This window comes from Schaalia sp. 19OD2882, assembly GCF_018986735.1.
Classification (GTDB): Bacteria; Actinomycetota; Actinomycetes; order Actinomycetales; family Actinomycetaceae; genus Pauljensenia.
Genome location: NZ_CP065521.1, coordinates 1,077,419 through 1,103,198, shown reverse-complemented (window position 1 = coordinate 1,103,198; position 25,780 = coordinate 1,077,419). Strand labels below are relative to the sequence as shown.

Sequence of the window (25,780 nt, the reverse complement as noted above, 5' to 3'; positions counted from 1 at the left end):
GATGATCTGTCCACGCGCGACGCGCCGAGCGCGGGCTCACATGACGACGCCACGCAGGTGCCCCCGATGTGGGGCGCCTGCGTGGCGTGTGCGTGGTCGGATCGGGTCAGCCGCGTGTGAGTTTGCGGTGGGTGACACGGTGTGGGGCGGCGGCCTCCGCTCCCAGACGCTGAACCTTGTTCGCCTCGTAGGACTCGAAGTTGCCTTCGTACCAGTACCAGTGGGCAGGGTCCTCCTCGGTGCCTTCCCACGCGAGAATGTGTGTGGCCACACGGTCGAGGAACCAACGGTCGTGGGTGACGACCACCGCGCACCCGGGGAACTGCAGGAGCGCATTCTCCAGGGAGCCCAGGGTCTCCACGTCGAGGTCGTTGGTCGGCTCGTCCAGCAGCAGCAGGTTGCCGCCCTGCTTGAGGGTGAGGGCAAGGTTCAGGCGGTTGCGTTCACCGCCGGAAAGGACCCCGGCGGGCTTTTGTTGGTCGGCGCCCTTGAAGCCGAAGGCCGAGACATAGGCGCGCGAGGGCATCTCGACGTTGCCCACCTGGATGTGGTCCAGGCCGTCGGAGACGACCTCCCACAGGGTCTTGTCGGGGTCGATGCCCGCGCGGGTCTGGTCCACGTAGGAGATCTTCACGGTCTCGCCCACGGTGAGTTCTCCCCCGTCCAGGGGCTCCAGGCCGACGATCGTCTTGAACAGGGTCGTCTTGCCGACACCGTTCGGGCCGATGACCCCGACGATGCCATTGCGCGGCAATGAGAAGGACAGGCCGTCGATGAGGGTGCGCTCCCCGAAGCCCTTTTTCAGGTCCTTGGCCTCGATGACGACACTGCCCAGTCGCGGCCCCGGCGGGATCTGGATCTCCTCGAAGTCGAGTTTGCGGGTGCGCTCGGCCTCGGCCGCCATTTCCTCGTAGCGCTCCAGGCGGGCCTTGGACTTGGCCTGACGTCCCTTGGGGTTCGAGCGGACCCACTCGAGTTCCTCCTTGAGGCGCTTGGCCAGCTTGGCGTCCTTGTGTCCCTGGACCTGCAGACGCTTCTCCTTGGTCTCCAGGTAGGTCGAGTAGTTGCCTTCGTAGGGGTAGAGGTGACCGCGGTCCACTTCGGCGATCCACCCGGCCACGTGGTCCAGGAAGTAGCGGTCGTGGGTGACGGCGATGACGGCGCCCGGGTAGCCGGCCAAGTGCTTTTCCAACCACAGGACGGATTCGGCGTCAAGGTGGTTGGTGGGCTCGTCCAACAGCAGCAGATCCGGTGCTTCGATGAGCAGGCGGCACAGGGCCACGCGGCGACGCTCACCACCGGAAAGGACGTTGACGGGCTGGTCGGGCGGGGGGCAGCGCAGGGCGTCCATGGCCTGTTCCAGCTGGGAGTCGATGTCCCACGCGTTGAGGGCGTCGATCTCGGTCTGGAGTTTGCCCATCTCGTCCATGAGGGCGTCGAAGTCCGCATCAGGGTTGGCCATTTCCTCTGAGATGGCGTTGAAGCGGTCCAATTTGGCGAAGGTGTCGGCGGCGCCCATGCGGACGTTCTCCACGACGGTCTTGGTGTCGTCGAGCTCCGGTTCCTGCATGAGGATGCCGACCGTGTAGCCGGGGGTCAGGCGCGCCTCGCCGTTGCTCGGCTCGTCCAGGCCCGCCATGATCTTGAGGATCGAGGACTTGCCGGCGCCGTTGGGGCCGACCATGCCGATCTTCGCCCCGGGCAGGAAGGACATGCTCACGTCGTCGAGGATGACCTTGTCCCCGTGCGCCTTGCGCGCCTTGATCATCTGGTAGATGTACTCAGCCACGGTTCTCCGTCCGCTCGTCAGGTGGTTTCCCGGGCCCGCCGGCGTCCTTTCCCTGGGAGCAGGGTGGCGCCCCCGTGCGGGGCTGCGGCAGTGCCCGATGGCACGGCTCCAATGCTAGGGCACGCCGAAGGCCCGGGCTCGGTCCCACTGGCGTGTGACGGGCCACCCTGCCCCGCCTCACGAGGCGTAGGCGTTGACGAAGGCCGGAGTGACCTCTCCCTCCTCGGGTGTGCCTTGAAGGGCGGAGCCTTCCTGGTCGGCGCCGGCCGGCTCCGCGTCAGGCCCGGTCTGGACCCCCATTGCGTCCTCGTCGCAGGAGACCTCGCGCAGGATCTCCCCCGTGTGCGGGTCCACCGTCGGCCCGGGAAGCGGCGCGTGCGCGGCGGGGGGCTCCTCATGGACGTGTTCGGGACGCCCGGCTGCGAAGAAGTGGCTGGTGCCTGCGGACAGGTCGTGTCCGAGCGCCTGGGCGGAGATCACCAGGGCCGTGCGCACCTCGCCCTCCTTGTCCTGCCAGGCCTGCGCCCCCGGCCTGCCGACGACAATGACCTTCTGGCCCTTCGTCAGCGACCGCAGGGCGTTGCGGGCCAGGCGGTCCCACGCCTTGACCGAGTACCACATGGTTCCGGTCTCGACGAAGTTGCCGCGGTCGTCGATCCTCCACTGGGGCACCGCCAAGCGGAACCTCACCCAGACGTGGTCCTTCGGGGTCCTGCCGCTCACCAGGTCGGTGCCCACCCGCCCACGCAGGGTGATGCTGGGCATGTCGCTCATGGTTCCTTCTCCCTTCATCCGCTCCTTCGGCGAACTGCTCCCAGACTCCGATGGAGGGAGGCGGCAGGGGAAGACGCCGGGGCCACCCCTGTGGACAACGCTCCGGGGCGCCCCGGGTCCTGTGCACGAGCGCCCGGACCCGCAGGGCCTGTGGACCAGGCCCCGCGGTTCAGGCGGGACTCACCGGGTGCGCTGGCACCCGGTGGAGGTGATTCCCATGGCCATCACATGTTCACGCGCGGCCACCGCCTGCTCACGGGTGGGCGGCTCCTGGGGGAAGAGGACGCGCCGGTAGTACTGGAGTTCCTGGATGGATTCCAGGATGTCCGCGAGCGCCCTGTGTCCACCGCACTTGGCGGGGGCTTCTTCGAAGGCCCTGCGGTACCAGCGTTTGGCGAGCTCCTTGACGGAGGAGACGTCGACGACCCGGTAGTGCAGGTGCGCAATGAGGTCAGGCATGTTCGCCTCGAGGAACACCTTGTCGGTGCCGATGGAGTTGCCGGCCAGCAGGCCCTTGCGGGGCTGGGGCACGAATCGTTTGACGTAGGACAGGACCTGCGAGCGCGCTTCGTCCATGGTGATGCCGTCCTTGAGGTCCTCCAGCAGCCCGGAGGAGGTGTGCATGGTGCGCACCAGGTCGTTCATCGAGTCCAGGGCCTCCTGGGGTGGGGCGATGAGGACGTCGATGCCGGGGTCGAGGCTGTTGAGTTCGGAGTCGGTGACGACCACGGCGACCTCGACGAGGGCGTCGGTGGCGACGTCCAGGCCGGTCATCTCGCAGTCGATCCAGACCAGGGGGTCCTTGGGTGCTCGTGTCATCCCACAAGGATAGGCCGCGCTCAGGTGCGGGCCCGCGCCTCGGTAGAATCCTTGGCGCACTCGCACCTGGAGTTTCGGAGGCCCCCATGTCCGGCAACGGCACGCCTGTCACCCTTGACGCCGCCCTCGTCAACGAGGCCGACCGGGTGTTGCGCGGGATCATTCGACGCACCCCCGTCTCGCATTCGGCGCGCCTGAGCGATGCCTTGGGGGTGGAGGTGCTCCTCAAGCGTGAAGACCAGCAGAAGTGCCGGTCCTTCAAGGTGCGCGGCGCCTATGCGCGCATGGCCGCCCTGTCCCCCGCCCAGCGCCAGGCGGGAGTCGTGTGCGCCTCGGCGGGCAACCACGCGCAGGGTGTGGCCTATGCGTGTGCGCACCTGGAGGTTCGCGGAACCATCTACCTTCCGGCCAACACTCCCAAGCAGAAGCGCAATCGCATCAAGGTGATCGGTGGTGACTGGGTCGAGCAGGTGATCGTCGACGGCACCTTCGACAGGGCCAACGCATTGGCACAGGAGGCCGCCCGCGTGTCGGGGCGCACCTATGTGCATCCCTATGACGACCCGATGACCATTGCCGGTCAGGGGACGATCGGGGTGGAGTTGGCCGAGCAGATGCCTGCCGACACCGCGTGCGTCCTGGTGCCGGTGGGCGGTGGTGGTCTGGTGGCCGGCCTTGCGGTGGCTCTGCGGGCGGCGCGGCCGGGTGTGCGTCTCATCGGTGTGGAGCCGGAGGGGGCGGCGTCCATGCGTGCTGCTCTGGATGCGGGCACGCCGGTTTCCTTGGAGCGGGTGGACCCGTTCGTGGACGGTACTGCAGTGGGGCGGGCCGGCGCCCTGCCCTTCGAGGTCGTCATGCGCGAGGTGGACGACGTGCTGGTGGTGCCAGAGGGCGCCGTGTGCACGCAGATGCTGGAGTTGTACCAGTCCGACGGTGTCATCGCCGAGCCCGCGGGCGCTCTGGCCTCGACGGCCGCTCAGTTGCACTTGGCCACCCCCCAGGACCGTGAGCGCGTGCTGGGGCGCGGGGACGGCGCGGTGGTGTGTGTGGTCTCCGGAGGCAACAACGATCTGACCCGCTATGCGGAGATCATGGAAAGGTCCTTGCGTCACGAGGGGTTGCGTCACTACTTCCTGGTGACCTTCCCCCAGCAGCCGGGAATGCTGCGCATGTTCCTGGAGGACGTCCTGGGGCCGGGGGACGACATCGTCCACTTCGAGTACACGAAGAAGAACAACCGTGAATCAGGTCCCGCCCTGGTCGGCATCGACTTGGCGGACCGGGCGGACATCGAGGGACTGCGTCGCAGGATGGAGGCGTCCCCCTTGCACGTGGAGGAGCTCGAAGCCGATTCGGAGATCTACCGTCTCGTCATCTGAATCTGCGGGCGCGCCTTCCCACCTACCATGGAATTCCCGGCATCACAGGAGGTGACTTGTGATCAGGATCGGAGTGGTCGAGGACGATGCCGTGTCGCGAAAACTCGTCCTGGACTACCTGGCCCGTTACGAGGCCGAGCATGACCTGTCCTTCGACGTGTCCGTGTTCACCGACGGCGCGCAGATCCTGGAGGGTTACCGACCCCGTTACGACATCGTCTTCCTGGACATCCAGATGGAGCGGATCGACGGGCTGACGGCCGCCCACCACATTCGCAGCATGGATGACCAGGTGGTCATCGTGTTCATCACCTCAGCGGCTCAGCACGCCATTCGCGGCTACGAGGTCAATGCCCTGTCCTTCCTGCTCAAGCCCTTGCCGTGGTTCGCCTTCGAACAGGAGCTCACCCGCTGCCTCACGCAGGTGCGGCGTCGCCGCTCGGCCTCCCTGTTGTTGCAGACGGGCACCCAGATGGTGCGTGTGGCGGTGGAGGACGTCATCTACATCGAATCCGTCAAACACCGCCTGACGGTCCACACCACTGCCGGCGACCATTCGCTGGTCGGCACTCTCAAGGACATGGAGGCCCAGCTGGAAGGGCATGGTTTCTTCCGTTCGAACTCCTGCTACCTGGTCAACCTCGCGCATGTGCAGGGGGTGCGCGACCAGTCCTGCGTGATGACCGGCGGAGAGGACCTGCGCATCTCCCGACCTCGCAAGCGGGCCTTCCTCACGGCCCTCACCCGCCATGCCGGGCGGTCCCGGTGATCGACCAGGTCCTGCCCGACATCCCCCGCGTCCACACGGGGCTGGCGGAATGGGCGGCCTGCGCCTTGTACGTGTGGCACCTGTGGCGCACGCGCACGCCGAGGAAGCATGCCATTGCCGTCCTCGTCCTGGGATTGCCGGCCCTGGTCTGCCTCCAGGTGGCTGCAGGCCATGCCCCGCACTACCTGTGGCTGGTCGGGATGGCCGCATCGGTGGGCGCCATGGCCCTGGTGGTGCGTTGGTCGACCATGGCGGGGTGGGTCGTGGTCGGCAACCTCACGGCCCGCGCCTTCATCCTTGCCGAACTGCTGGCCTCCTTCGCCTGGCAGCTGACAGTGTGGTTCCACCCCTCGGCCTCTCCATGGGACCCGCCCTCGGCGGCTCTGACCGCGGCGGCTTCGCTGCTGGTCCTGGGGCCGGCGTGGCTGCTGGAGAGGCGTCACTTCCCCGAGGGGGAACGTCTCCACCTCGAACACGCGGACCTGTGGGTGGCCATTGCAGTGGCCACGCTGACCTTCGCCATGTCCAACCTGAGTTTCACCGGAGTGCCCTCCCCCTTTTCCGGGCAGGCCGACTCCGAGGTCTTCTACATTCGCACTCTCGTGGACCTGTGCGGTTTCCTGGTGCTGTACACCCAGCAGGAACGCATCCGTGAGTTGGCTGCCGCGGCGGACCTGGCTGCCGTCCAGGCGCAGTTGCGCGCCCAGCACGACCAGTACTTGCAGTCCAAGGCCAACATCGAGGCCGTCAGTCGTGCCCACCACGACCTCAAGCACAAGATCGCGCTGATCCGCGCGGAGGTCGACCCTCAGCGCACGGTCGAGCGTTTCGAGGAACTGGAAAGGTCGGTGGGGGCCATCGGAGTCCAGTACGAGTGCGGAAACCCCGTGCTGGACGTCGTGCTCACGTCGAAGGCACAGTCCTGCGCGGCGGGTCACATCACCTTCACCGTCGTCGCCGACGGCACGCTGGTGGCGGGCCTGAGCGCCATGGACGTGGCCACCCTCTTCGGCAACGCCCTGGACAATGCCATTGAGGCGGCCCTGCACGTGAGTGACCCGGACAAGCGCCTCATCCGCCTTGCGCTGCACGCCAAGGGCACGATGACGGTGCTGCGGGTGGAGAACTACTTCGACGGCACACTCGTCAGGGACGAGGACGGCGAGCTGCGTACGCGCAAGACCGAGGCGCGGGGCCACGGCATCGGCCTGCGCTCGATCCGCTGGACCGCCCGTCAACACGGCGGCGAGGTGACCGGCGACGTCGAAGGCAATTGGTTCACCCTGACGGTCCTGTTGCCCCGGGGGAGCGTCTCAGAGTGACGGAGTCCTCGCCGCCTCGCTGCGGTCGGCCTCGTGGTCGAGGGCGGAGGTCGGCGCGTGTGCGCCGGCGTCCTCGGTGCTCTCCTTCGCGACGCCTCGCGCACCGGCAGCCTCCTCCTCGGGGACGCGACGGAAGATCCACTTGAAGATCGGGAAGAAGATCCAGAAGGAGATGGCCGAATTGATGAACATCGTGAGCACGTCAGCGGCGGTCTGTCCCGGGCCGACCCCCATGATGTCCTGGAAGAAGGCGTAGATCGGGCCCTTGTAGACCACCTGCGCCGCCGCAGCCACCACGGTGATGACCACGTAGGCGATGGCGTACCACATGGCGGCCTTCCACACCGACGAGTTCGAGCGGAAGGTGATGTTGCGTTGGACGAAGAAGTTGACCACTTGGCCGACGAGCAGGGAGACCTCCACCGCCAGGAAGTAGGCAAGGCCGCCTCCCAGGCCGGCCGCATCGACCGGGCCCGCCGCGTAGTCGAACATGTACACGGTGTTGCCGTCGATGACGCCGATGGGCAGGAAGAGGAAGGGCACGTCGATGAGGCTGGTGAAGCCGAGCATCCACCGGAAGACAGGCATGACGACCAGTTGCAGGACGGTCACCGAGTTCGACAGGACGAAGAAGAGGATGAACTGGGCAGCAGTCGGGTGTTTGTCCTCGAAGCGCTTCCACAGTGCTTTGATCCGTGTGAGCATCTCAGTGTCTCTTTCCTGCGGTCTTCCGGCAGTCGCTGTCGTCGGTGGTGGGATTGGTGGGGCGCAGCGGGCCGCGGGGGCGGTCCTGCGGGAGCTCAGCGGGGGACGCCGAGTTCGGCGCGTGTGCGCGCGTCATCGCGCTTGGCGCGCACAAGGGCGGAGGCCGTGCGGCGCAGGCCGCGCCACGTGCGCCCATTGGCCAGGTCGACGATCCCGTCGACGGCTTCCGGTGTCACGGCGCCCTTCGTCATCTTCCCCAGCGCCCTGAAGGGCATGTTCTGCACGAAGAGGATGTTGAGGTCCGGATGCCCCTTGGCGTCGGCCTGGCGGCGTTTGCGTTCGAGCAGGCGCGCAGCCATGCGTGCCAGTGCGCTGCGAGCACCGGCCATGGCGGACAGGGGGGAGTCCTCTGCCAGGTCGTGAGGGTCCTCGGTGGGTGGAAGTGGGTGTCCGAGCAACGCTTCGAAGTCTGCGCGGGCCACCGAGCGCACCTGTCCGTCGACGTACGGGGCGGGGGGCGCGGGGGCCACCACGTCAGTGCCCTCCAGAGTCAGCGCGGCACGGTCAACGATGTGCATGGCGTCGGTGCCCAGGCACACGCTCCACTCCCCCGCTTCGCGCTGCCACGAGGAGGTTTGACCGTCCCAGTGCCGCAAGCCGTACTCGTCCAAGTCGATCCGGACCTTCTGGACGGCCCCGGCGGGGACCTCGACCCTTCGGAAGGCGGCAAGTGTGCGCGAGGGGCCCCACACCCTGCCCGGGCGTTCGACGTAGACCTGGATGACGTCGCACCCGTCCCGCTCGGAGGTGTTGCGCACCTCCACATCGACCCCGTGGCCGTCAACCGCCAGGATGCGCCGCTCGAAACTGGCGTAGGACAGGCCGAAACCGAAGGGGTGGGCCACGGGGGTGTTGGTGTGGGCGAAGTAGCGGTAGCCGACGTACAGGGCCTCCCGGTACTGAGAGACCGGCCCGGCTGCCGGGACGAGGTCGGCGCTCGGATGGTCCTCCAGGTGGAGCGGCCACGTCTCGGCCAGGCGTCCGCTGGGCTCGGCGCGTCCGGTGAGCAGGTCCCACGTGGCACTTGCCCCCGCCTGGCCCGACAGGCAGGTGTGCAGGACGGCGGCGGCGTCCTTCTCCCAGTCGCACTCCACTGCCGAGCCGCTGGACAGGACGACCACGACCTTCGCGTTGACCTGCGCGATGCGGGCAAGAAGCTCGGTCTGCACAGCGGGCAGGCGCATGTGCCGACGGTCCAGGCCCTCCGATTCGGAGAGTTCGTCCAATCCGATGGCCAGGATGACGACGTCACTGCGCCTGGCAAGGGCGACGGCCTCGTCGACGAGGACGGGCCGTGGGGCCCCCTGCCGGTCGTATCCCTGGGCGTGGCCGACCAGGTGCAGGTCGGTGGAGGCGACCTCGTCGAGAAGGTTCTCCAGTCGGGTGGGGTTGACCTGGGAGGATCCTGATCCTTGGTACCGGGGGGTGCGTGCCATGTCTCCGACGAGGGCGATGCGGGTGCCCGGCGCCAGAGGAAGCAGGCCGTCGCGGTTCTTGAGCAGAACCGAGGAACGAGTGGAGATGCGCCGGGCCAGCGCATGGTGGGCGTCGGCCTCGAGTCGGGGATGATCCGGGCGGGTCGAGGGCGGGTCCGCCGCCAGACGCAGGACCTCTGCGGCGCGGGCGCGCACGTCGGCCTCGGCCAGGCGACCCTCCTGGACGGCGGTGACGATCTCGCGCACGGAGGACAGGCCCGGTGCCGGCATCTCCAGGGAGCCTCCGGCAGCCACCGCCGCCACTGCGGAGTTCGATCCGCCCCAGTCGGAGACGACCATTCCGTCGAATCCCCATTCGCCGCGCAGGATGCCGGTGAGCAACAGGGGGTTCTCGTGGGCGTGGACGCCGTTGACCTTGTTGTAGGAGGACATGAGGACCTGCGGGTGAGCCTCGCGCACGACGATCTCGAAAGCGGTCAAGTAGATCTCGCGCATGGTCCGCTCGTCCAGAACGGAGTCCGATGCCATGCGGCGAAGCTCCTGGGAGTTCACGGCGAAGTGCTTGGGTGTGGCCGCCACTCCTTGCTCCTGGATGCCGCGGACCATGCCCGCCGCCATCCGGCCTGAGAGCAGGGGGTCCTCCGAGTAGTACTCGAAGTTGCGTCCGCACAGGGGGGATCGTTTGATGTTGAGTCCGGGGCCAAGGACCACGTCCACCCCGAGGGCCAGAGCCTCCTGGCCGAGAGCGCGTCCCATTTCCTCGGCCAGTTCCGGGTCCCACGAGTTGGCGAGGGTCGCAGCCGTCGGAAAGCACGTGGAGGGTTCGGATGCGGCGATCCCCAGGTGGTCGCCGTCTCCGAGTTGGCGGCGGATGCCGTGGGGGCCGTCGGACATGACGAAGGACAGGACCCCCTTTGCGGGCAGGGCGCGCGAGTCCCACTCGGTGGCGCCCGAGAGCAGGGCGGCGGCTTCTGCCAGGGTGAGGGTGTCCAGGAGGGAGCTGATCTCCGAGGTCATCGTCTGTTCCTTCGCTCGGCTGGGGGACGCCGCCTGCGGGCCGTGCGCGCGCAGGCGGCGTCAGGTCACTTGTCCCGGGTCGGGGCCTGTGCGCGCACGCGCCTGGCGACCAGGACGCCCCCACCGGCGATGAGGAGCACCAGCAGGGCGCTCACGCCCCACTGGACGTACTTCCAGGTCGGTGGCGTGTAGGTGACGGTGGCTCCGGGGGCAAGGCCGACCATGGCATTGGAGTTGGCGACCGTGTACAGGACGTTCTTGGTCGCCTGACGCAGATTGGCCACCGCGTAGGCGGAGCTCGTGTCCGCATAGGCCTTCGACGGGGCGAAGGAGAGCGTGAGGTCCGTTCCGGCCGCGATTGCCTGGTCGGGGCTCATGTAGTTGTACAGGTTGAAGTCCGTGATGGCGAATCCCGTGAAGCCCCACTCGCCACGCAGCACGTCGTGCATGAGTCGTCGGTCGCCGCCGGCCCAGACGCCGCCGATGCGGTTGAAGGAGCTCATGACGGCGGCCGCACCGATCTCGGTCTCGGCCAGCGTGCCTTGGTCGTCGCTGATGTAGGTCACCGGAAGGGTGACCTCCTTGACGGCGATCTCGAAGGGGCGCAGGTAGATCTCGCGGATCGTCTGCTCATTGGCCCAGGTGGACACGCCGTTGTTGACGCGGTTGGTCTCCTGGTCGTTGAGGGCGAAGTGCTTGAGGGTCGTGTACAGGCCCTTCGATCCGGCACCCCGGGAGACTGCGGCGGCCATCTTGCCCGACAGCAGCGGGTCCTCCGAGTAGTACTCGAAGTTGCGGCCGGCGAAGGGGCTGCGGTGCAGGTTCATTGCCGGCGCGTACCAGCCGGAGACCTGCTTGAGCAGGGACTCGTTGCCCACCATCTCACCCATCTGCTCGGCCAGGTCGACGTTCCACGTCTGGGCGAGCAGGAACTCCGAGGTGAAGGCCGGGCCGTTGACGGAGGCGTTGATGAAGGAGGAGAAACCGGCCGGGCCGTCGAGGTCGGTGACCGCCGGCTTGCCCACCGAGGGGATGGCCGCCGAGTTGTAGGCGCCGTTGAGCAGCATGTCGGTCATGTCGTCCACGGAGATCGAGTCGAGCAGTTCATCCCACTTGGGGTCGTCGTAGGGCAGGCCCCGCAAGTCGATGAGGGTCAGGTCGGAGTCGACGCCGGTCTTGGGCATCTCGACCTTCGCGGCGGCTGCGGCGCCCTGGTGGTCGTGGACGGCGAAGGCTGACTGGGCAACGTCGCTGGCGTGCATGAGGTCGCCGGCCGGTGCGGTCGGGAAGGTGCCCTTGAAGTCCGCGCGGGACATGTTGAGGATCTTCGAGCCCTTGTCGGCCGGGTCGTCGGTGAAGGCGGCCGAGACCGCGTCGAAGCGGTTGACGGCAGCGGTGTCGTCGCCCTGTCGGGGGTTGGAGTCGTTGAAGACAACGGTCTCGGCAATGTTGTGCACGTACGGGGTCGTTCCGGGGGCCACCGTGTGGGAGTCCTTGCGCACGGAGATCCCATATGCGCCCTTTTCGAGGACGTAGGCGCCCTCGCCCTTGTAGTCGTAGGAGGCCATGTCCTGGACGGGGAATTCGACGGTGACCTTCTCGCTGGCTCCGGGGGCGATGACGGGGGTCTTGGCGAAGCCGCCGAGGACCACGGAGGGCTTCTCGATGCCGCCCTTGGTGTAGGGGGCCGAGTAGTAGACCTCGACGACGTCCTTTCCGGGCGCGGTGCCCGTGTTCTTGACCGTGACCTCGACCGTGACCGTGCCCTTGGCGTCACCGACCACAGGGGTGGCGGCACTCCATTCGAAGGTCGTGTAGGACAGTCCGTGTCCGAAGGGGTAGACGACGGCCTGGTCGTAGTCGATGAAGCCCTCTGCGGCGGCGGTCTCGTAGTACCGGTAGCCGAGGTAGACGCCTTCCTGGTAGTTGACGAAGGTCGCCTGGTCGGACAGTTCCTGGTTCGAGGCCACATTCGCCAAGGCGGTGGAGGGGTAGGAGACCTTGAGGTCGTCGTAGACGAAGCTTCCGAAGTTCACGAAGGTGGGGTCCTTGGTGAAGTCGGCGGCCCAGATGTCGGTGGTGCGCCCCGACGGGTTGGCCTTTCCGGAGAGCACCTGGCCGACGCCGTTGAAGCCGGACAGGCCCGGGGAGCCGATGAGCAGGATGGAGTCGACGCCGGTGTCGGCCTGGACCGTGCCCAGTTCCATGGTGGTGGAGGCGTTGACGAGGATGACGACCTTGTCGAAATTCGCCTTGGCCAATTCGATGAGGTCCTTCTCGTCCTTGTTGAGTTCGAGTTGGTGTTGGCCCTCGGTGTAGTTGTCGTCCCAGCCCTTCATGTCGCGCGCAAGGTCGCCGCCTTCGCCACCGGGGCGTCCGATGAAGACCAGGGCGGCGTCGCCGTAGTCGGCGAAGGTGGCCTTGTTGGCCTCGTACTGGGCGACGGGCAGCTCGCCGATGGTGTAGCTGGATTCTTCCGGCTTGTCCATGACGATGTCGCCGCGGGCGTTGCCTTCGGCCCATGTGGCGATGCTCTGGTAGACGGTGTCGTTGACGACGAAACCCGCATTCTCCAGGCCGGTGCGGGCGTTGACGGCTTTGGTGACGTCGACGGAGCCGGATCCTGCACCACCGTAGACGGGGTCGGCTGCGGCGCGTCCGAACATGGTCACCTTTGCGCCTGAGGACAGCGGCAGTGCGGCGCCCTCGTTCTTGGCCAGGACGACGCCTTCTGCTTCGATCTGCTCGATGAGGGCACTGGCGGCGCTCATGTGGGAGTCGAGGTCGGCGTAGTCGGCCGTGTAGTAGGTGGTGTCCCAGGACTGGGCGGCCTCGGAGTTGATCACTTCGTATGTGCCCGCCCCCAGTTGGGAGCCGATCCACCGGTCGAAAATGCCGATGGCGACGTTGACGATGATGACGAGGACCAGGAGGACGGCCAGTACGCTCCCCCAGATCCCCAGGAACTTGGTGTTGGACATGGGCGTCCGCGCCTTCGTGTCAGCCACTTCCTCGACTCCTTGTCGCTTGTCCTGCGTGGGCTGGTGTTGGTGGTGTGGTGGCCCGGGGCCGCGTCCCCACGGCCCCGGGCTTCCCCCACGGTCCGCCCCGAAGGGCGGAGGTCGTCCATCTCACTTGGTCTTCTCGGAGATGTTGCCGTCCTGGTCGATCTGCCAAGTCTTCTGGGACTCCTTGGCGAGGGCACCGATCACGTACTTGCCGTCCTTGATCTCCACGATCGAGGTGGTGAGCTTCTCGGTGGCGTCGGAGTGCTTGTAGGGCACGACGAGCATGCCGTACTTCTCCGTGGGTTTGTCGACGTCTCCGGCCAGGTAGACCTTGGGCAGGTCGGGCTGCTCTGCCAAGGTGTCCTTGACGGTCTTGAGCGCCAGCTCCAGGTCCGCCTTGGTCTCGGCGTCCTCACCCTGGGCGGTCTGGCTGCCAGCGGACTGGGAGGAGGTCGCCGCACCGGACGCGGCGGCGTCGCCACCTGTGGTGGCGCCACCACAGGCGGCCAGGCCCGCTCCCAGGCCGAGGGCGAGGGTCGCTGCCAGTGCGGTGCGGATGATGCTGTTCTTCATGGTGTTTCCTTTCCGGGAACGATCCGTGGGGGGTGGGTGGGCCATGGACGGTCAGTCCGTGATGGGTTTGCCGTCTGCGTGCAGGCCGAAGCCGTAGTCGTAGGTGTTGCCGGCCGAGTCCTTGTAGGGGGTGACGTCCTTGGGCACGTCCTCCTTGTTGGCCTCGACGGTGTCCATGTCCTTGGGGAATTGCATGGGCAGTCGTCCGTTGGACTCGTGCAGGCCAAGTGCGATGCGCACCAGGGCCTCGTCGGCGGTTCCGAAGCCCACGACAATGGCGTCGGAGGCGGCTTCGAACTCTGCGGGGATCACCGGGTTGTTGGCGCGCAGCAGGGTGAGCACGGGGATGTCCTTGCCCGATGCCTTGACTGCCTCGACGGCCCGTTCGAAGGCCTCCAGGTCCGCCGCATTGGAGATCTTGGAGGTTGCGCCGAAGTAGGAGCGGTTCTCCTTGCTGCCGTCCTCCTTGGTGTCGCCACCGATGGAGGTCTTGCGCACATTCGCTCCGTCAGCGGTGTAGGGCTTGTACTGCAGGGTCAGCGGGTACCAGGTGTTGTCCTTCTGGTTCCATCCGGCCTTGGTGAAGGCGTTGCCGTTGTTCGGGGAGTTCAGGCCGACAAGGACCATGTCGACCTTGGCCAGGTCGGGGGCCTTGTAGGTGAAGGTGCCGTCGGCGTTGTCGGTGACGGAGTCGGTGACGACCTCCTTGAAGTACTTCTTCAGGACGTCCTCGTTGACGGACAGGCCCTCGGTGACCTCGGCCTTGCCGAACACTCCGTCCCAGCCGCGGTCGAAGGTGTGGGGCACGTAGACGACCTTGTCGGAGAAGTCGGCCTTCTCGTCCAGTTTGATGACCCCGTTGTTCTTCAGGGTGACCACCGAGTTCAGCTGAGCCTCGACTCCGGCGTCCACCTTGTCCTGGGAGCCGACCTCGGCCTGGGAGTCCTCCAGCACCAGGTACGGATCGTCGAAGGCGTCGGCGTTGAACTCCATGGTCAGCACTCGAGCTGCGGACTGGGCCCAACGGGTCTTCGCATCGACTGGGACCTCGCCCTTGGCGTGAGCGGCGTCCCACATCGCGTAGGCCTCAAGGACGGGTTTGGCGTCATTGTCTCCGCCGAACATGTCGGTGCCGTTCTTGAGGATGACGAAGCGTCGTTCGACGGGGCTCATCTTCTCTGCGCCGTACGCCATGCCGAAGGGCAGGTCGGCGCTGTCGGACAGGGCTTTGGTCACACCCCAGTCGGTGCAGATGACGCCCTCGTACTTGTTGTCGTCGCGCAGCATGGACAGGCGCTTGGCACCGTAGGAGGTGGCGACGATCCCGTCGTCGTAGAGGGATCCGCCTTCACCGTCGAGGATGACGGAGTAGTCGGTCATGACGGCACCTGCGCCGATCGCCTCCTTGAAGACCGACATGTGCTCCTGCTGGTTCTTGCCCGGGAAGACGGCGAACTTTCCGGCGTTGGTGTGGGATTCGCGGCCGCCCTCACCAGCCCCGTCGCCGGGCCAGTGCTTGATCATCGCATTGACTGAATCCGCACCCCAACCAATGCTCTGACCCGACTCGTCGAAGGTCCCCTGGAAACCCTCCACATAAGCCTTGGCCATGGCACCGGCCATCTTCGAGTCCTCACCGAAAGTCCCCGCATTGCGCAACCAGCGCGGTTCCGACGCCAAGTCGATCTGCGGGCTCAACGCAGTCGAAATGCCCAACGCCTTGTACTCGGCAGAGGCCATCTGACCGAATTCCAACACGGTCTCGGGCTTGAAGGTCGCCGCCAGGCCCAATGAACTCGGCCACTTCGAGATCTCACCCGACTGCGTGAACAGACCCGTGTGCGACGCATCCGAACGCGGATCGGACGAATAGTTCACAGGAACGTACGGCGTCCCCTCCCCGGCAAGCGTCTCCACGAAAGCCTGCATCTCGTTCACCCACTGGACGTTCTGCTTCGTGTCCGAGGGCCCCGCATTCAAAACGTTCCGCAGATGGGAACTCTGCAGGTAGTCCTTCTGCGCATCCGTCAACCCGTCACCCGGAGCACGCTCATGCGAGGAGAACAACATCAGACCCGCCTGTTGCTCCTTGCTCAACTGCGGGGCCAGATCCGCGGCACGCTCAGAAGCCCCCAGACGCCAGTCCTCGAAAGCATCCAACTTCCCATTGGCATTCATGTCCTTGAAGGCGTAGGTGAACTCACCGTCCTTGGCCTCCACCAACGACATCGGACCATCCACCGAGAACGACAATGTCGCTCCCCCGTTCGGGTTCAGCACCCGGGTGAACTCGGTCTTCCCATCGGTGACCGTCGACGAAATGTACGTCGACGTGTCATTCACACCCGCCCGCCCACTGGCAGGCGAATTCGCAGGCAAGCACGCCGCCAGCACAAAGGCGGCCGCACCACACACGGCCACCCCTCTGATCAAAGGTGTCGAACGCATCGCGTGTCCTCTCACGTCCTCGTGTCCACAGGTCGACGATGACCTGCCTTCAGCGGCGCGTACCCGGGGCCTTGCCGGCCGGGCCCCGACAGGCAACTGCGTCACGCGCGCCGTGTGAAGATGCTCAAGGAATCCGAGCAGGGTGCGCTCAACCGCGTGGATGATCTGTCGATTGGCGTGCACAACCTGTCGCGACACGTCCCGATCGTGACCGCTTCGTGATCCGAGCGTGTCTGGGCCGCAATCTGCACGCAGATCTTCGGCCCACGAGGGGTGTGGAACCGTCGTGTCAGGCCGCCAGGGTGTGCACGCCGGAGTGACGCAGGCGCACGTGGGCGGTGCGGTTGAAGCGATAGCCCTGTCCACGCACGGTGGAGATGAGGTCGGCCGCGCCGAGTTTTGCACGAAGGCGGCGGATGTGGGAGTCGACGGTTCGTGAGGTCGAATCCAGGCCGCGGCCCTGCCAGACGGTCTCGAAGAGTTCGGCCCGTGACACGTCGCGGTCGGCATTGGTGGCCAGATGCGACAGCAGTTCGAACTCCTTGAGGCACAGGGGGACGTCCTCGCCGTCGACGCGCACTGTTGCCGCGTCGACGTCGATTTCGACTCGAATGGGGCTCAGACGAAGGCTCTGGAGGATCTGCAGGAATTCTTCGAAGGTGGTCTGGGCGCCCTGGGCGGAGATGGTCTCGGGGGTGTGGACGAGGGTCATGGTTGTGCATCCGTTTCAACGGGGCCGCTGCACCCGCTCCCGCGGGTTCACACCTCGCACGGGGACCCGTCACCGGGTACCGGGGCTTGATCGGCGGCTGGATCGACTGGGGGTCCGGGTGTCGATCACATGCACATTCGAGAGCACATCGAGCCGCACATGGGGCGGCACACGCGCATCTCGAGAGCAGACATGGGAACGAGTGTGCCAGAGGTCATCGCAATGTCAAAGTGGCGCCCCCACCACGTCCGGACTTCGGACCCGTGTGACACCTCCACGTCACCGGGGCGGCCTTGGGCATGAAGAGCCTCCTCGAACGGGCACGACCGGTCCCGTGCGCTACCCTTGACCTCGCGCCGACCGCGCTGGTCCTCCAGGACGTGTCGGCCCCGCCTCCGTAGCTCAATGGATAGAGCAAGGGCCTTCTAATCCCGAGGTTGCAGGTTCGAGTCCTGTCGGGGGCGCCATTCGTCCACTGTCACCGGCGCGGGGCTCGAGCACGACGACAGCCGAGGACCACCGCGCGCAGCGAAGCGAGGAGGAGGATCACGCGTGGCAAACCCGCCCGTCACCAGCACCCCTGCCCAGTACTGGGAGGAACGCTACTCACGAGCGCCGCAGGTGTGGACGGGCAAGGTCAATCGCACGCTTGCCGAGGTCGTGGGCCCGCTTGCCCCGGGGACCGCCCTCGATCTCGGATGCGGCGAGGGCGGGGACGTCCTCTGGCTGGCGGCGCAAGGCTGGGAAGCCACAGGGGTGGACATCTCCCCCACGGCGATCGCCAGGGCACGCGCGGCAGCCGACGATGCGCCTGTGGCGCCGGGCCGGGCGCATTTCGAGGTCGCCGACCTGTCCGGCCCTGTCGCGGCAGACCTACGGGCGCTGGGTCCACGCAGCGGCTTCGACCTCGTGTGCGCAAGTTTCCTGCACTCCCCCGTCGAACTCGACCGGATCCGGATCCTTCGGGGCGCCGCCGCCCTCGTCACCCCCGGAGGACACTTGGCGATCATCTCCCACGCCGCTCCCCCGCCGTGGGCGAGAGGGCACTTGTCCACGGGCGACGGGAGTGCGCACGGACACCATTTGCACGCCCCGGATAAGGAACTCGCACTGCTCGACCTGGACCCCGACGCGTGGCAGAAGATCCTGGTCGAGATTCGCGAACGTGAGGCGAGCGGCGCGGAGGGGACCACGGCGATCCTCAAGGACGGTGCAATTCTGCTTCGCAGGACCTTGACGGCCTGAAGCCTCCCGAGGTTCACACACTTGAACTCTCCTGGTGGCAGAGCTCACACACTCGTCTTACGGTGGTCGCACATGTTCGAAGGAGACACCGACGACTGGGAGGCGAAGTCATGCCGACACCGAAGACCACGCCTGCACACGCCACCGCGTGGGCCGTCCTTGCGACCGTTTGCCTGGGACTTGCCGCATGTTCGGTCGGAACCGCCGGAAAGGTCGACACCGGATCTTCCGGAGCGGGCAACGCCGGCGGATCCGGCCAGTCCGAAGCCATGGAGCAATCCGCGACGAATCCACCGGCTCCTCCGAGCCCGAGTGAAGGGTCACCTCGCCCGCACTCACCCGAGTCCGGCGCCATGCGTACGGGCAATGGCCCCGCGCCCGGGGGATCTTCGGACCCGGTGGTCGCCGACGCACCTCCGTCGCAGGCTCATCCGGGTGCGGGCGGCCCGGTGCCCACAGGCGCGCGCCCCGTCACCACTGTGCTCACCGGTGCGTACGACTCCACCATCTTCGCCACCGAGGACGGCGGCATCGGGTGCGACATCCGTCACAACATCATCGGATGCCACGTCAACAGCTACCGGACGACGATGCCCTACGGTCGTGACGACAAGGGCTCGGAGAATCCTCGCTGGGCGATCTGGTGGCAGGACAAGGCCGGCGTGCCCGAGCTCGGCATCCAGTCGGACATGCCCACGTGGCAGCTCGCCCTGAGCGGCAAGGAGGCCGAGCTGCCCCGGCCGCAAGTGGTGCCAGTGGGCGAAGTCGTGGCCCATGAGGGTTTTGTCTGTGCCAACGACCCGGCCGGCATGACGTGCTGGGTGGCCGATTCCGGACACGGCGCGTTCATGAACGACAAGGAGACGATCTTCTTCTGAGCCGCATGGATGCCCGCCCCCACCCCGGGCGGCCCCGCCGGCACAGGCGCACGCACTGGCGCCCCTCAGGCGCTGCGCCGCTGGAGGATGCGCAGGCGCCGCACCCCCTCCAGCCGTGCGGCGCGTTCCTGTCCAGGATCTGCCCCAGCGACGTCGGCTGTCCGCGACGAGGGCGGGGTCGTGGCCGCCTGGTCCTCCAGATGCCAGTGGTCCTCGACCGCATCCTCCGGCCCCCACCTGTGCAGGTGCCCGGCGAGCAGCGACTCGACCCGGCAAACATCCATTCCCATGCCTATGGCGACGATCTCACCTCGCCGACCGGGCGGGATCTGGGCTTCGGACAGGGCGGACAGGCGCACCTGTCCGGCCACGGAGTTGACCAGGAGCCACTTCTCCCCATTGGTCCAGCGCACGGGCAGGCGTCCTTTGAGGCGGTAGATCTGGCCCGGGACGGGCTCGAGCAATTCGGCAAGAGCCAAGGGATGGACGGGCCGGCCCACCTCCACGGTGACGACATCGGCGTGGGTGTGGTCGTGGCGGGACTCGCCGGCGGCGCCCTCGTGCCCTGCGCTCGCCCCGGGCGAGGACGCGCGCACCCGGGATCCCGCCCCGTCCGGGGCCCCTTCCGGCTCGACTGGGTCGTCGAAGAGTTCCCACAGGGGAAGTTCGTCGGGTGCGGGGATGCAGGACTGGGTGTCGAAGACCAGGTCGGGGTCCACTCGGCCGTGGCTGGTGGGCACGACCAGTGCCCACGGGTTGACTTCGCGCACGCGGGACTCGATCCGTTCCACCAGCACGGGCTCTTCGGCCAGGTCGGTCTTGTTGATGACCACCAGGGTCGCCGCGGCAAGGCGCGTGGGCGGAAGAACCCCGGTGTCGATGGTCGAGAAGTGGTTGATCGCATCCACGACCTCGACGATTCCCCCGGGCGCCATGCCCTTGACACGGGAGGTGCGCAGCAGGTGGGCGACGGTCACCGGGTCGGCGATGCCGGAGGTCTCGACCAGCACGGCGTCCAGGCGCAGGTCGGGTCGGTCGAGTTTGCGCAGAGCGACGTCCATGCCCTCCTCGGCGCTGAGGCAGCACAGGCACCCTCCGGGCACCGAGACGGCGTCGTCAACCTGCCCGACCACCAGCCCCGCATCGACATTGACCTGGCCGACGTCATTGACGATGACTCCCAGGCGCGCCCCTCGTCGACGCAGCAGGTGGTTGAGCACAGTGGTTTTGCCCGCACCCAAGTGTCCGGTCAGTGCGATGACGGGCACGCGGCGGCGGGCGGAGCAAGCGGATCTGGCAGCCATGGGATCGGTGTGTCGTGACGGAAAGAGCCCGCCACCTGGGGTGACGGGCTCTCCTACGGGATCGGGGCTCAGGCCTCGACGTCCAGCAGGCCGTTCTTGTACGCCTTCGCCAGACGACGCGGGACCCGCACCTCGCGGCCGGCCACCTTGATGGTGTTCAGCTCGGTGAGGTCGGCCTTCCACGTGGAACGGCGAGTGCGGGTGTTTGCACGGGACATCTTGCGCTTGGGAACTGCCATGACCCTACCCCTGTCTACTCGGTGACGATTTCCTTGCCGGCCCTGCGCGGACCCCCACACATTGGGGCGTTCGCGCGGATGGCAACCCGTGAAGTCTAGCACGGGGCACGCGGCCTGCCGACCTCGGGTCGACTCGGCTGCGTGCGATCCTCGTCTCAGCCTTGACGCGCTTTGAGGCGCGGATTCTTCTTGTTGATGACGTACAGGTGTCCGCGTCGGCGGACCACCATCGACCCTGGCTGCCGGGCCAGCGATCGAATCGATGCGCGCACCTTCACAGGTGCCTCCTCTCACGTGCTTTCACTTGCGCCCGTAGCGGGCGTAGAACTTCTCGACGCGGCCAGCGGTGTCGATCATGCGGGACTTGCCGGTCCAGAAGGGGTGGGATGCCGAGGAGATCTCGACGTCGATGACGGGGTAGGTCCGCCCGTCCTCCCATTCGATGGTTTGCTCGCTGGTGCGGGTCGAACGGGTGAGGAAGGCGAAGTTCGCCGCACGGTCGCGGTAGACGACCGGGTGGTAGTCCGGGTGGATTCCGGGCTTCATGGGGACTCCCTGGGTGTGGTGGTGCGGTGGTGAGGTGCCTCACCAGGAGGACTTGGTGACGCCCGGCAGTTCACCGCGAAGGGCGAGTTGGCGGAACTGGACGCGGGACAGACCGAACTTGCGCATGTATCCGCGCGGGCGACCGTCCGAGATGCCGCGGCCGCGAAGGCGCGTCGGTGAGGCGTCGCGAGGCAGGGCGTGCAGGGCCCTCATTGCGGCGTCACGCTCGTCCTGGGTCAGGTGCGGGTTGACGGATGCGGCCTTGAGGGCCGCCCGGCGCTCGGCGTACTTGGCCACGACAGCTGCACGCTGCAGGTTCCGGGCGATCTTCGACTTCTTTGCCATGTCAGCGGGTCTCCACGAATTCGACGTGCCTACGGGCCACCGGGTCGTACTTGCGAATGCGCAGGCGATCGGGGGTGTTGCGTCGGCTCTTGGTGGTCACGTAGCGGAATCCGGTGCCCGCGGTGGACTGCAGGGTGATGATCGGGCGCAGGTCCTTGGACTTGTTCGACGCCATCAGAACTCCTCCCCTCGTTGGCGCATGTCGGCAATGACCGCTTCGATGCCCACCTTGTCAATGGTCTTGATGCCGCGGGCGGACACGGTCAGCGTCACGGTGCGCCCCAGCGAGGGCACGTAGTAACGCTTCTTCTGGACGTTGACGTCCCAGCGCCGCTTGGTGCGGCGGTGGGAGTGGGACACCGAGAAGCCGAATCCCGGCCTGGCTCCCGTGACCTGACAGTAGTTACTCATGGGCTCTATATTAGGAACGATTCTCATTCGCGCAAACTTGCTCGGCGCCCACTCCGTGACTGCGCGCCGGCTCACACCTCCCGGAGGTCCTCCCCCATGCTCCTGTCAGTCCTGTCGACCACGGACCCCCTCGTCCGCGACCTCGCCGCCTTGGCGGCCAGTGACTGCGCCGACCTGCTGACCTGCGACTTCGACGAGGACGACGCCGTGCTGCGTCTCACACGCCACGGAAGGCAACTGTGGGAACACAGGATCCCGCTGGCGCACCCGTGCCTCACATGTTCCCTTCGCGAGGCCGTCGTCCCCGCCCTCGTCGACATGGCACACGGCGGCACCGAGCGCCTGACACTGTGCCTGCCCACTGCGGTCGAACCCGTGGTCGTCGTCCCATTGCTCGCAGGACTGACCCAAGCGGGCGAGGCCCTCGAGCACTGCGAGGTCACCACCTGCGTGCACGCCATCAGTCAGGACAATGCGCGCAGGGATCTGCTCACCCACACTCCCCTGTCCGAGGTCGGCCTGGCCCTTTTCGAGGACGACACCCGCTGCACCGGAGAGGTTCTCATGACCTCGCTGGGATACGCCGACGTGCTGCTCAGCATTGGCGAGGACGAGCTCGGCGGAGACCTGGTCGAACACCTGCGTCCCTTCGACACCCTGCGTCTGGACCACCTCGATCAGGTCACCGCTGATGTCCTGTTCGTGGCGCGCCACGACGTCGAGCGCGCCATCGAGCGAGTCCATCCGGCCTCCACCTCCGCCTGGGGCGGCCCGACGACCCATGGAGTGTGGACCTTGGACCTGCATTCGGAGCGGCCCTTCCACCCCGAACGCCTGCTGGAGTTCGCCACCGACCTGGCCGCCGGCGGCACATGTGCGCGCGGCTGCTTCTGGCTGCCCTCGCGCCCCGACACGATCTGCACGTGGGAGGTCAACGGGGGCTCGGCGTCGGTGGGCACCGCCGGCGGCTGGGAGACCTCCGCCCACACGCACATCGTCGTCACGGGCACCGGCGAGGACGGGGTGCGCGAAAGGGTCGAGGCGGCCTTCTCGAACATCCTCATGACCGAGGCGGAGATGCCGGAGGCCTTCGTGTGGATCGGCGCGGACGACGGATTGTCCCACTGGTTCCCGGACGAGGAGGATTGAGCCCCGCAGCCTCTCGAATCCGCGCGGAGCTGCACGTCGAAACCCTGCGGAGCCGCATGTCCGTGCCGGCGATCACCTACGATGATGGGGCAAGGAGGGGCCCGATGAACTCGACCAGCCACGACGCCTACTTCGCCGATAATGCGGCCAACTGGGACGAACGCGCCCGCCTGCATGAGGAATCTGGGTACGGGATCGCCGAGCTCCTGGCCGATCCCACGGCGATCTCGCCGGAACTCGCACAGGACGTGGACCGCTTGGGTGACCTCTCGAGGCTCGATGTCATCCACCTCCAGTGCCACCTGGGTACTGACACCATCGGCTTTTCACGCCTTGGCGCCGCCCGGGTCGTGGGAGTCGACCTGTCCGGGGAATCCCTGCGGCGCGCACGCAGCATTGCCGAGCGCGCGGGGGTCGAGGTCGAGTACGTCGAGTCGAATGTGTACGACGCGAGGGCGGCCGTCCAGGGAGACTTCGACCTCGTCTACACCTCCATCGGTGTCCTGTCCTGGCTGCCCGACATCCGAAGATGGGCGCAGGTGGTCGCCTCACTCATGCGACCGGGCGCCCGCTTCTTCGTCCGCGACGACCACCCGATGTTCCTGGCCGTCGGCGACGACACCTCCAATGGACTGGTCCTGACCGACCCCTACTTCGAGTGCGAGGAACCGCTGACCTGGGAGTCCGAGGAGTCCTACGTCCCCAGGGGCGAGGGCGTGGCTCCGCTTGCGTCCACGCGCAACCACTCGTGGAACCATTCCTTGGGTGAAGTCGTCACCTCCCTCATCGAGGCGGGCCTGGTCATCGACTCACTGGAGGAGACACGTGAATCCGCCTGGGCGCGCTGGCCAGACCTCATGGAACGAGGTGAGGACTGCGCCTTCCGGCTGAAGGACACCCCTGATGTCCTCCCCTTCGCCTTCATCATCCGCGCCCACCGACCTCAGACGCGGTAGCATGTCGGCCATCGAGACCATCGCGGCAGGCACACACCTTGTGCACGAGATCGATGTCAAACGATCCCGCTTCATCACGGCGCTGGCGCGGTCGGACTCTCCCGGCCGGGCTCGCGCATTCATCGACCAGGTGAAGGCCGGGCACCCGCAGGCCAGACACAACTGTTCGGCCTACCTCATCCAGGTCGAAGGCCGCTCCCCCCACCAGCACTCCAGCGATGACGGAGAGCCCGCGGGTACGGCCGGCACACCGATGCTCGAAGCCCTGCGGGCCGCAGGGGTGTGGAATGTCACTGCGGTGGTCACCCGATACTTCGGCGGGATCCTGCTGGGGGCAAGCGGCCTGACTCGCGCCTACTCCAATGCGGTCTCCGATGCCTTGGCCCTGGCACCCAGAGCGCGGGTCCTTCAACTGGACGTCCTAGAGACCACACTTCCTCCGGCCCAGGCAGGAAGGATCGAGGCCGAGATGCGCTCTGCAGGGGCGTTCGTCCTCGATGTCGCCTGGGACCAGCAGGTCACCCTGCGCATAGGCGTCGACAAGGCGCAGGATCGCGCGATTCATGAACTGCTGGCAAGCCTGACTCACGGGCGGAGCAGCTTCCATGTGGCGGGCACGACCAGCGTAGAAATGGACGCTCCACGACCTTGACCATAGGCTGGACACATGATGCGCCGGACCAGCTGCACCCCCGCCTGCGGGGCACACGTGCAGGCCGGTGCACGCCGCGCCGCGCTGTCCATGGCCGCCTCGATGTGCTGGCAGGCCCAGGCGCGCCCCGCGTGTACGCAGGGCGGACAGCCCCACTGGCGCCCCTGAGCACGCTGCTGGCCGCCCACTCCACCCTTGCGAGTCCCAGCCCGGGTCGGACTCTGCCCCCTTCCGTCCACAGACAGGAACACCCATGTCCGCCATCGCCGCAAATGTCACTGAACTCATCGGACGCACCCCCCTCGTGCGCATCAACCGCCTGACTCCGGGCGATGCCACCGTCCTGGCCAAGGTCGAAGCCTTCAACCCCGCCTCCTCCGTCAAGGACCGCATCGCCGCTTCCATCGTCGACGCCGCCGAAGCCTCCGGCGCTCTCGAGCCGGGCGGCACCATCATCGAGGCCACCTCCGGGAACACCGGCGTTGCCCTGGCAATGGTCGGCGCGGCACGCGGCTACAAGGTCGTCATCACCATGCCTTCCTCCATGAGCGTCGAGCGTCGCGTCCTCATGCGCGCCTTCGGCGCCGAACTGGTCCTCACCGACCCCTCGGGCGGCGTGTCCGGGGCAGTGGCCGAGGCCGAAAAGATCCGCGACGAGCGTCCCGGGTCGATCATCGCCTCACAGTTCACCAACCCGGCGAATCCCGCCGTCCACCGCCGCACCACTGCGGAGGAGATCTGGGCCGACACCGACGGTCGTGTCGACATCCTCGTGGCAGGCGTGGGAACCGGGGGCACCGTCTCCGGAGTGGGAACCGTGCTCAAGGAACGCAATCCCGGCCTGCACGTCGTCGCCGTCCAGCCGGCCGAGTCTCCGCTGCTCACCGGCGGCCAAGCGGCCCCGCACGGCATCCAGGGCCTTGGCCCGAACTTCGTGGCCCAGACCTTTGACCCGAGCGTGGTCGACGAGGTCATCGACATCGACACCCCGACAGCATTGGCCACCGCACGTCGCGCCGCAGCCGAGGAGGGCCTGCTGGTCGGAATCTCCTCCGGCGCGGCTCTCGCCGCCGCCGCCCAGGTGGCGGCCCGCCCCGAGTCCGCAGGCAAGACCATCGTCGTGGTCCTGCCCGACACCGGTGAGCGTTACCTGTCGACCAAGCTCTTCGAGGACCTGGTCGACTGAGTCCTGCCGGGACGTCACCGGGGCGTCCGCGTTGAGCGGACGCCCCGGCCTCGTCCCA

Annotated in this window: 26 protein-coding genes and 1 tRNA gene; 11 read left to right on the top strand and 16 right to left on the bottom strand. The window is 67.1% G+C overall.

Annotated elements, in window-relative coordinates:
* Window positions 1-106 precede the first annotated feature (106 nt).
* From ettA to orn, 3 genes are all read right to left on the bottom strand, one after another.
* The gene (ettA, locus tag I6B53_RS04875; RefSeq protein ID WP_216765114.1) at window positions 107-1,789 is read right to left on the bottom strand and encodes an energy-dependent translational throttle protein EttA; all 1,683 of its coding nucleotides are present in this window, start codon (window positions 1,787-1,789) and stop codon (window positions 107-109) included.
* Between the two features lie 177 nt (window positions 1,790-1,966).
* A complete protein-coding gene (locus I6B53_RS04870; RefSeq protein ID WP_216765113.1) occupies window positions 1,967-2,563 on the bottom strand; it encodes a single-stranded DNA-binding protein in 597 nt (198 codons plus the stop codon).
* A gap of 180 nt (window positions 2,564-2,743) precedes the next feature.
* Complete coding sequence (orn, locus tag I6B53_RS04865; protein ID WP_216765112.1) at window positions 2,744-3,382, bottom strand: oligoribonuclease; 639 nt, start codon at window positions 3,380-3,382, stop codon at window positions 2,744-2,746.
* 86 nt (window positions 3,383-3,468) lie between these two features.
* Between orn and ilvA the strand changes: the two genes are divergently transcribed.
* From ilvA to I6B53_RS04850, 3 genes are read left to right on the top strand one after another with little or no spacing between them, the layout of a single operon-like run.
* The gene (ilvA, locus tag I6B53_RS04860) at window positions 3,469-4,761 is read left to right on the top strand and encodes a threonine ammonia-lyase IlvA (RefSeq protein ID WP_216765111.1); all 1,293 of its coding nucleotides are present in this window, start codon (window positions 3,469-3,471) and stop codon (window positions 4,759-4,761) included.
* Window positions 4,762-4,819: 58 nt separating this feature from the next.
* A complete protein-coding gene (locus tag I6B53_RS04855; RefSeq protein WP_216765110.1) occupies window positions 4,820-5,530 on the top strand; it encodes a LytTR family DNA-binding domain-containing protein in 711 nt (236 codons plus the stop codon).
* Window positions 5,527-6,852 carry a GHKL domain-containing protein gene (locus I6B53_RS04850; RefSeq protein WP_253953974.1) on the top strand — a complete coding sequence of 442 codons (1,326 nt, stop codon included), beginning with the start codon at window positions 5,527-5,529 and terminating at the stop codon, window positions 6,850-6,852. The genes I6B53_RS04855 and I6B53_RS04850 overlap by 4 nt, the downstream gene beginning before the upstream one ends.
* Here the strand turns inward: I6B53_RS04850 and I6B53_RS04845 are convergent.
* The 6 genes from I6B53_RS04845 to I6B53_RS04820 form a co-directional block, all read right to left on the bottom strand.
* Window positions 6,844-7,557: a hypothetical protein gene (locus I6B53_RS04845; RefSeq protein WP_253953973.1), complete on the bottom strand. Its 714-nt coding sequence runs from the start codon at window positions 7,555-7,557 to the stop codon at window positions 6,844-6,846. The genes I6B53_RS04850 and I6B53_RS04845 overlap by 9 nt on opposite strands.
* A gap of 95 nt (window positions 7,558-7,652) precedes the next feature.
* Entirely contained in the window at window positions 7,653-10,070 is a 2,418-nt protein-coding gene (locus tag I6B53_RS04840) for a glycoside hydrolase family 3 C-terminal domain-containing protein (RefSeq protein WP_216765109.1), read from the bottom strand.
* Between the two features lie 65 nt (window positions 10,071-10,135).
* Complete coding sequence (locus I6B53_RS04835) at window positions 10,136-13,078, bottom strand: glycoside hydrolase family 3 protein (protein WP_216765108.1); 2,943 nt, start codon at window positions 13,076-13,078, stop codon at window positions 10,136-10,138.
* 123 nt (window positions 13,079-13,201) lie between these two features.
* Entirely contained in the window at window positions 13,202-13,651 is a 450-nt protein-coding gene (locus I6B53_RS04830) for a hypothetical protein (RefSeq protein ID WP_216765107.1), read from the bottom strand.
* Between the two features lie 51 nt (window positions 13,652-13,702).
* On the bottom strand, window positions 13,703-15,880 hold the full coding sequence (locus I6B53_RS04825; protein WP_216765106.1) for a glycoside hydrolase family 3 protein: 2,178 nt from the start codon (window positions 15,878-15,880) through the stop codon (window positions 13,703-13,705).
* 508 nt (window positions 15,881-16,388) lie between these two features.
* Window positions 16,389-16,811 (bottom strand): winged helix-turn-helix domain-containing protein, encoded by a 423-nt coding sequence (locus tag I6B53_RS04820; RefSeq protein ID WP_216765105.1) that lies wholly within the window; start codon window positions 16,809-16,811, stop codon window positions 16,389-16,391.
* 391 nt (window positions 16,812-17,202) lie between these two features.
* Here I6B53_RS04820 and I6B53_RS04815 point away from each other — a divergent pair.
* The 3 genes from I6B53_RS04815 to I6B53_RS04805 all read left to right on the top strand — a co-directional run bounded on the left by I6B53_RS04815 (window position 17,203) and on the right by I6B53_RS04805 (window position 18,934).
* Window positions 17,203-17,278: transfer RNA gene (locus tag I6B53_RS04815), tRNA-Arg, on the top strand.
* 85 nt (window positions 17,279-17,363) lie between these two features.
* Window positions 17,364-18,056, top strand: a complete 693-nt coding sequence (locus I6B53_RS04810; RefSeq protein ID WP_216765104.1) for a bifunctional 2-polyprenyl-6-hydroxyphenol methylase/3-demethylubiquinol 3-O-methyltransferase UbiG — start codon at window positions 17,364-17,366, stop codon at window positions 18,054-18,056.
* Window positions 18,057-18,166: 110 nt separating this feature from the next.
* Complete coding sequence (locus I6B53_RS04805; RefSeq protein WP_216765103.1) at window positions 18,167-18,934, top strand: hypothetical protein; 768 nt, start codon at window positions 18,167-18,169, stop codon at window positions 18,932-18,934.
* A 65-nt stretch (window positions 18,935-18,999) separates the two neighbouring features.
* Here the strand turns inward: I6B53_RS04805 and I6B53_RS04800 are convergent, their stop codons facing one another.
* From I6B53_RS04800 to rpmB, 7 genes are all read right to left on the bottom strand, one after another.
* Window positions 19,000-20,238, bottom strand: a complete 1,239-nt coding sequence (locus I6B53_RS04800; protein WP_216765102.1) for a GTP-binding protein — start codon at window positions 20,236-20,238, stop codon at window positions 19,000-19,002.
* A gap of 68 nt (window positions 20,239-20,306) precedes the next feature.
* Complete coding sequence (gene rpmF / locus I6B53_RS04795) at window positions 20,307-20,477, bottom strand: 50S ribosomal protein L32 (protein ID WP_216765101.1); 171 nt, start codon at window positions 20,475-20,477, stop codon at window positions 20,307-20,309.
* Window positions 20,478-20,632: 155 nt separating this feature from the next.
* Window positions 20,633-20,755 carry a type B 50S ribosomal protein L36 gene (gene ykgO, locus I6B53_RS04790; RefSeq protein ID WP_216765100.1) on the bottom strand — a complete coding sequence of 41 codons (123 nt, stop codon included), beginning with the start codon at window positions 20,753-20,755 and terminating at the stop codon, window positions 20,633-20,635.
* A gap of 22 nt (window positions 20,756-20,777) precedes the next feature.
* Window positions 20,778-21,023, bottom strand: coding sequence for a type B 50S ribosomal protein L31 (locus tag I6B53_RS04785; protein WP_216765099.1), 246 nt, complete (start codon window positions 21,021-21,023; stop codon window positions 20,778-20,780).
* A gap of 39 nt (window positions 21,024-21,062) precedes the next feature.
* The gene (gene rpsN, locus I6B53_RS04780) at window positions 21,063-21,368 is read right to left on the bottom strand and encodes a 30S ribosomal protein S14 (protein ID WP_216765098.1); all 306 of its coding nucleotides are present in this window, start codon (window positions 21,366-21,368) and stop codon (window positions 21,063-21,065) included.
* A 1-nt stretch (window position 21,369) separates the two neighbouring features.
* A complete protein-coding gene (rpmG, locus tag I6B53_RS04775; RefSeq protein ID WP_216765097.1) occupies window positions 21,370-21,543 on the bottom strand; it encodes a 50S ribosomal protein L33 in 174 nt (57 codons plus the stop codon).
* Entirely contained in the window at window positions 21,543-21,779 is a 237-nt protein-coding gene (rpmB, locus tag I6B53_RS04770) for a 50S ribosomal protein L28 (protein ID WP_216765096.1), read from the bottom strand. Before rpmB ends, rpmG begins: the two co-directional genes overlap by 1 nt.
* 96 nt (window positions 21,780-21,875) lie before the next feature.
* On the opposite strand from rpmB, the gene I6B53_RS04765 reads away from it, so the two are divergent.
* From I6B53_RS04765 to cysK, 5 genes are all read left to right on the top strand, one after another.
* Window positions 21,876-22,928 (top strand): GTP-binding protein, encoded by a 1,053-nt coding sequence (locus I6B53_RS04765; protein ID WP_216765095.1) that lies wholly within the window; start codon window positions 21,876-21,878, stop codon window positions 22,926-22,928.
* Between the two features lie 104 nt (window positions 22,929-23,032).
* Window positions 23,033-23,884 (top strand): bifunctional 2-polyprenyl-6-hydroxyphenol methylase/3-demethylubiquinol 3-O-methyltransferase UbiG, encoded by an 852-nt coding sequence (locus I6B53_RS04760; RefSeq protein ID WP_216765094.1) that lies wholly within the window; start codon window positions 23,033-23,035, stop codon window positions 23,882-23,884.
* Between the two features lies 1 nt (window position 23,885).
* A complete protein-coding gene (locus tag I6B53_RS04755; protein WP_216765093.1) occupies window positions 23,886-24,536 on the top strand; it encodes a YigZ family protein in 651 nt (216 codons plus the stop codon).
* A gap of 15 nt (window positions 24,537-24,551) precedes the next feature.
* Window positions 24,552-24,704, top strand: a complete 153-nt coding sequence (locus tag I6B53_RS04750; protein WP_216765092.1) for a hypothetical protein — start codon at window positions 24,552-24,554, stop codon at window positions 24,702-24,704.
* An 85-nt stretch (window positions 24,705-24,789) separates the two neighbouring features.
* Complete coding sequence (gene cysK / locus I6B53_RS04745) at window positions 24,790-25,722, top strand: cysteine synthase A (protein ID WP_216765091.1); 933 nt, start codon at window positions 24,790-24,792, stop codon at window positions 25,720-25,722.
* Window positions 25,723-25,780: the final 58 nt, after the last annotated feature.